This window comes from Pseudomonas sp. FG36, assembly GCF_057809275.1.
On sequence record NZ_JBMDJQ010000071.1, the window covers coordinates 1 to 5,707 of the forward strand.

Annotated in this window: 5 protein-coding genes; 2 read left to right on the forward strand and 3 right to left on the reverse strand. The window is 64.5% G+C overall.

Going from position 1 to position 5,707, the window contains the following annotated elements:
• Window positions 1–25: 25 nt before the first annotated feature.
• Both ACODS9_RS26335 and ACODS9_RS26340 read right to left on the reverse strand, forming a co-directional pair.
• Window positions 26–841, reverse strand: coding sequence for an MlaA family lipoprotein (locus ACODS9_RS26335; RefSeq protein WP_046854576.1), 816 nt, complete (start codon window positions 839–841; stop codon window positions 26–28).
• A complete protein-coding gene (locus ACODS9_RS26340) occupies window positions 834–2,132 on the reverse strand; it encodes a serine/threonine protein kinase (RefSeq protein ID WP_401106295.1) in 1,299 nt (432 codons plus the stop codon). Before ACODS9_RS26340 ends, ACODS9_RS26335 begins: the two co-directional genes overlap by 8 nt.
• Before the next feature lie 430 nt (window positions 2,133–2,562).
• Between ACODS9_RS26340 and ACODS9_RS26345 the strand changes: the two genes are divergently transcribed.
• Window positions 2,563–2,916 (forward strand): hypothetical protein, encoded by a 354-nt coding sequence (locus tag ACODS9_RS26345; protein ID WP_367858204.1) that lies wholly within the window; start codon window positions 2,563–2,565, stop codon window positions 2,914–2,916.
• Between the two features lie 102 nt (window positions 2,917–3,018).
• Here the strand turns inward: ACODS9_RS26345 and ACODS9_RS26350 are convergent, their stop codons facing one another.
• Window positions 3,019–4,566: a glycoside hydrolase family 17 protein gene (locus tag ACODS9_RS26350; protein WP_489095110.1), complete on the reverse strand. Its 1,548-nt coding sequence runs from the start codon at window positions 4,564–4,566 to the stop codon at window positions 3,019–3,021.
• Between the two features lie 222 nt (window positions 4,567–4,788).
• Between ACODS9_RS26350 and ACODS9_RS26355 the strand changes: the two genes are divergently transcribed.
• Window positions 4,789–5,649 carry a glycine betaine ABC transporter substrate-binding protein gene (locus ACODS9_RS26355; protein ID WP_489095111.1) on the forward strand — a complete coding sequence of 287 codons (861 nt, stop codon included), beginning with the start codon at window positions 4,789–4,791 and terminating at the stop codon, window positions 5,647–5,649.
• The last annotated feature ends 58 nt before the right edge of the window (window positions 5,650–5,707 follow it).

Sequence of the window (5,707 nt, forward strand, 5' to 3'; positions counted from 1 at the left end):
CCCCCCCCCCCCAGCGGCCCCATGCTTACTCGGCGATCTGCAACTTGCGCGACTGGGTGTACACGTATCGCAGCTTCTCGTACTCGAACGGTGAGTTGGTCTGCCCGTAGCGGAAGTTGGTGGTGTAGCGCTTGTCCACTGCCCGCAGCACGGTGAGCTCCGGGTGGTCGCTGGCGGTGTCGGGTACGTTCAGGTAGTTGATTTCCTTCTCCCCCACGTAATCCACCACCAGCCCGGTGGTGTCGCGCAGGTTCGACGGGCCGAGGATCGGCAGCATCAGGTACGGTCCGTCCGGCACCCCGTAGAAGCCCAGGGTCTGGCCGAAGTCCTCGCTCTGCCGAGGCAGGCCCATCTTGGTCGCCGGGTCCCACAAGCCGCCGACCCCGATGATGGTGTTGAACATCAATCGGGCGGTGATCTGCGCCGAGCGCTTGGGCTTGAGCTGCAGCACACTGTTGAACAGGTTGGGCACATCACCCAGGTTGTTGAAGAAGTTGCTCACCCCGGTGCGCACGAAGCTCGGGGTGATGTAGCGGTAGCCGTCGACCACCGGCAGGAACACCCACTCGTCGAAGCGGTAGTTGAAGTGGTAGATGCGCCGGTTCAGCGACTCCAGCGGGTCGTAGATGTTCAGCGCGGCCAGGGTCGAGCGTTCGAACTCGCGCTGGTCCAGGCCGGGGTTGAATTTCAGTTCGCGCAGCGGGTCGACGAAACCGTCGGATTCCACGGTGAGCGTTTCGGTCTTGTCGGCCTCGACCACGCTGGCACGCGGCGCGACTTCCTCGGCCAGGGCGCAGCCGCTGGCGAGCAGGGCGGTGACGAGCAGCAGTCTGTTAACCACGGAAGAACTCCAGCATGGCGTCGCTGTTGACGCGGTAGTTGAGGTTGCCGCAATGGCCGCCATGGGGGTAGAGCGTCAGGCGTTCGCCGAAGACCCGGCGCAGGAAGCCGATGTCGCCGGGGCCGAGGATGACATCGTCGGCGTTGTGCATCACGGCGATCTTCGGGTTGTCGCGCAGATAGTCCTCCAACGCGTACAGGCTCACCTGATCGATCAGTTGCAGCAGGCTGTTGCCGTCGGTGCGCGCGCGCCACATGGGGATCACCTGCTCGGTCAGGTAGCAGTCGAAGTCGCACTGCAGGGCCCGTTTGAAGAAGGGCTCCAGGCTGCTGCCCTCGGTGATCGGGAACTTCGGCGGAATGATCAGCCCGCGCCGGTTGATCAGGTCGGAGGTAAAGGCGATGTCGGCGGCCGAGAAGCGGAACGAGGTGCCGATGAGCATGGCCATCTGCTCGTTGGACAGGTGCTCCCGCGACTTCTGGAAGTCGTAGAGCAACGCATCGTTGAGGTCGATGTAGCCCTTGTCCTGGAAGTAGCGGGTGAGCTTTTCCAGCATCAGTTCATAGAAGGTGGTGCTGCGGTCGATGCCCTTGACCCGGGTCTGCACCAGCTTGTCCAGGTTGGTGATCGAGGTGTACAGGTTGACCGGCGGGTTGAGCAGCAGCACACGCTTGAACTTGAAGCTCTGGCGGGTTTCGTCGAGCTTGCTGACGAACGCCGCGTCCAGTGCGCCCAGGCTGTAGCCAGTGAGGTAGTACTCGCTGACCGGCAGGCGCGCTTGCTGGGCGCGCACCGCCTGCATGACCCGATACAGGTCCTTGGCGTCCTCGCTCGACACCCCGGGGGTGGCGAAGCGCGAGGCGGCGCTCATGAAGTCCCAGCTGGTGGGCGAGGACAGCTGCACCACATGGTAGCCGGCCTGGTAGAACAGCTTCTTCAGGTATTCGTTGATGCTGCTGGAGTAGGGCGCGCCGGTGCCGGCGATCAGGAAGATCAGCGGCGCTTCGTGGTCTTGCTTGGCCAGGCGGTAACGCAGTTTCTTCACCGACCAGAAATTGTCGGGCAGGGTGAACTCGCGCTCCGGGCGCAGGGTGAGGCTGTAGTCGGCCTGGTCGATGTCATCGTCGCTGGGCAGCGTCGGGCGCTGCTCCGGCGGCGTGGTGGCGATGGTCGCCTCGAACGGGTTGGTCAACGGGTAACCGTAGCTCGCGGCATCGATATCCCGCGCCGAGGCGGCCACCGCCATGAGCAGGCCACCCAGCAGGGCGGCAAGGCGCAAAGATCGAAGCATGTAGTCCCCCAAGGAAAGTGCAAGGTCGTGCGGTACGCAGGCCAGGCTCTGTACGAAATGTATCTGCGCTCGCCCATACTGCGTTGAAACGGGGCTCGGAATGCTCATGTACTCCAGTACACTCCGCTTCCTCCCCCCGTTTCGCCTTGTCTGGTCTTCGCGCAGACACATTTCGTACAGACCCTAGTGTCCTGTCTCGGAAAAACCTTCACCTTTGCGGGCAGAAGTGAACGTCTTGTTTCCAGGACAGGACACTAGGACCACGGCCGACTGGACAAAGTTGCCCGTCGCCCTGTCGTTCGTCGCACCAGATGTTGCCGCGCCAGCCAACGTTTGTCTTGTGCAACATAGCTGCCTGGCCATGATTTTGCCTTTCATCACCCCACTGGGGGATCATGCAGCGTTTCCATTACCGCTGTTGGAGAACCGGATGTCTCGTACCTGGCCACTCTTTGTCTTGCTGGCGTGCCTGGGCCTGTGGCTGGCGGCCAGCTATGGCGTGCGTTATGGGTTGATGGAGGATGCCCGGTGGGTGGGGGTGTGCAGCGCTCCAGGGGCGATCTGGCAGTGCCAGGCGCGATCATTGCTCGGGCTGGGAATTCATTTCCAGGTCATGGCCTGGGGGGCGCTGGGCCTGGCGCTGGTCTGCCAGCTGTGGCCGGGACGGGGCGGCTGGTGGCTGGCGGTGCTGGCGTTGGTGTTCGGGGTGCCGGCGCTGGTGCTGTATACCGCGAGCATCGCGGTGTTTGCGTTGGTCCTGGCGGGGTTGCGGCTGGTACGGTAGATACAGGGCCGCTGAGGCGGCCCATCGCCGGCAAGGTCTGAAGCGCTTTTCTGTGGGAGCCGGCTTGCCGGCGAATCGAGGATGAAGTCCTCGCGCTCGGTTTCACGCCGGGCGCAACCTCAGGCTGCGCCACAACGCCCCGACCATCAACACGCTGACCACCGCCCAGCCCCACGCTTGCGAATTCTGCAGCCCTTCGCGGAACAGCTGCGGCGCTACTCCGGCACCTACGATGAAGGCCAGTAGCGCCACCTCCGCCCGCCGCGCCGGTACTGGCCGCAACAGATAGACCAGCGCCGGCAGCAGCAATGCCGCGCTGGGGAAACTGCGATAGCGCGGATCGAACACCATCGCCAGCATGCTCACTGCCGCTGCGAAACCCGCCGCCAGCAACCATATGCCCGCGTGCGCCTCGAGCCAGGCGAACAGCCGCTGGCGCCAGCCGTCACGGCGGGCCAGCGCCAGCGCGCCGTGGGCCAGCACCAGCAGGTTCAGCCCGGCCAGGGCAAACGCCCACAGCCATTCGCCGGCAAAACGCGCGTTGGTGCGCATCAGCTCACCCCACAGTCCCAGACAGCCGGCGCCCAGGGCCGCCAGCAACGGCAGCAGCAGGGCGGCGCGCTGGTCGGCCGGGCGCCCGGCCAAGGCCAGGACCGCCAGCACCAGAACCACGCTGGCCAGCAACCATTGTGGCCACAGTGCCAGGTTGCTCACCGGCCCTTCGAGCACGCCCTTATCGTGGCGGTCGGCGTCGTACAGCCCCCAGTAGCCGCCCACGGCGCCTTCGCTGGCGCGCTTCCACGGCTGGTCGAAGGCTTCGATCAGGTTGTAGCGCCAGCCGTTGGCTTCGGCCAGGGCGACGAAGCCGCGGATGAAGCGGGCCTCGTTGACCCGGCTCGGCTCGGCGGTTTCGCGCTGGCGGCCCTCGCTTGGCCAGCCGGTTTCGCCGATCAGGATGTCCTTGGGCGCAAAGCGGTTGCCGAACACCTGGCGCACCTCGGCGACATGGGCCAGCGCCGCATCGATGCCGCGGGGCTCGTCCTCCCAGTAGGGCAGCAGGTGGATGGTCAGGAAATCCACCGCCGGTGCGATCTGCGGATGCTGCAGCCAGAACTCCCAGACATCGGCGTAGGTCACTGGCACGCTGACCTGGCGTTTGACCTTGGCGATCAGGCCGGCCAGGCGTTCGCCGGTGACTTCCTTGCGCAACAGCGCCTCGTTGCCGACGATCACCGCGCTGACCACATCGGGGTTGGCGTTGGCCGCGGCGATCAGCAACTCGACTTCCTTGTCGGTGTCCACCGGGTTGGCGTTGACCCAGGCGCCGAGTATCACTTTCAGCCCGTGTTTGCGCGCCAGCGCCGGGATCGCCTCGAGGCCGGTCATCGAATAGGTGCGGATGCACTGGAAACGCTCGCTGAGCAACGCCAGGTCGGCGTCCATGCGCGCCGGGCGCAGACGGAACGGCTGGTCGAAGGGCGACTGGTCCTTGTCGAAGGGGGTGTACGAGGCGCACTGCAGCTTGTGCGTCGGGCTGGCGGCATCGGGCAGGTGCACCGGCCTGCCGAGCCCATACCAGAGGGCGGCGAGACAGAGGAAGGCGAGCAGGCTGGCGAGCAGGTAGAGCGTGCGCAACATCGGGCGGTCCATCGTCGTATTCGGGAACTGGGGCCGCTGCGCAGCCCCGAGGACTCGTGATAGTAGCCCGGCGCCAAGCCTTTGGCATGCAAGGATCGCGCAGACCGCCACAGTTGCATGGCGCTAATGGCACAGTGCTGTCGCTGATCGCTCGCTGAAGGTCGCTGACAGAGCAGGTCGCAGGGCGAGGCAGGTCGATGATGCAATCTCCAAGACCTGACGAGGGATGCTTTGATGGCGACTATTACAAGAATGCGACGTTTCCTGGGCGTGGGCACCGCCCTGGTTTTGGCCATGAGTACTGCGCAGGCAATGGCCAAGGAAGTCAGCATCGGTTACGTGGATGGCTGGTCCGACAGCGTCGCCACCACCAACGTGGCCGCCGAAGTGATCAGGCAGAAACTCGGCTATGACGTGAAGCTGCAGGCCGTTGCCACCGGCATCATGTGGCAGGGCGTGGCCACCGGCAAGCTCGACGCCATGCTCTCGGCCTGGCTGCCGGTGACCCACGGCGAGTACTGGACCAAGAACAAGGACAACGTGGTCGACTACGGCCCCAACTTCAAGGACGCCAAGATCGGCCTGATCGTCCCCGAGTACGTCAAGGCCAACAGTATCGAAGATCTCAAGACCGATCAGAGCTTCAAGCAGAAGATCGTCGGTATCGATGCCGGCTCCGGGGTCATGCTCAAGACCGATCAGGCCATCAAGGACTACGGCTTGACCGGCTACAAGCTGACCGCCAGTTCCGGCGCGGCGATGACCGCGGAACTGGGCCGCTCCTACGCCAAGCAACAGTCCATTGCCGTGACCGGCTGGGTACCGCACTGGATGTTCGCCAAATGGAAGCTGAAGTTCCTCGAGGATCCGAAAGGCGTGTACGGTGCCGCCGAAACCGTCAACAGCATCGGTAGCAAGGAACTGGCGAGCAAGGCCCCGGAAGTGGCCGAGTTCCTCAAGAAGTTCCAGTGGCAGTCCAAGGATGAGATCGGTGAGGTGATGCTGGCGATCCAGGAAGGCGCCAAGCCGGAGGCAGCGGCCAAGGACTGGGTGACCAAGCATCCGGAGCGGGTCAAGGAGTGGACCGGCAAGTAAGCGCTGGCAGAATCGCGGGGCAAGTCGCATCGGCGAACCGCCGCTCCCACGAGCAATG

What these genes read in the sequence shown, in the direction of transcription:
- ACODS9_RS26350 (WP_489095110.1), bottom strand. Translation starts at nt 4,566, where the DNA reads ATGGACCGCCCGATGTTGCGCACGCTCTACCTGCTCGCCAGCCTGCTC.
- ACODS9_RS26355 (WP_489095111.1), top strand. Translation starts at nt 4,789, where the DNA reads ATGGCGACTATTACAAGAATGCGACGTTTCCTGGGCGTGGGCACCGCC.
- ACODS9_RS26340 (WP_401106295.1), bottom strand. Translation starts at nt 2,132, where the DNA reads ATGCTTCGATCTTTGCGCCTTGCCGCCCTGCTGGGTGGCCTGCTCATG.
- ACODS9_RS26345 (WP_367858204.1), top strand. Translation starts at nt 2,563, where the DNA reads ATGTCTCGTACCTGGCCACTCTTTGTCTTGCTGGCGTGCCTGGGCCTG.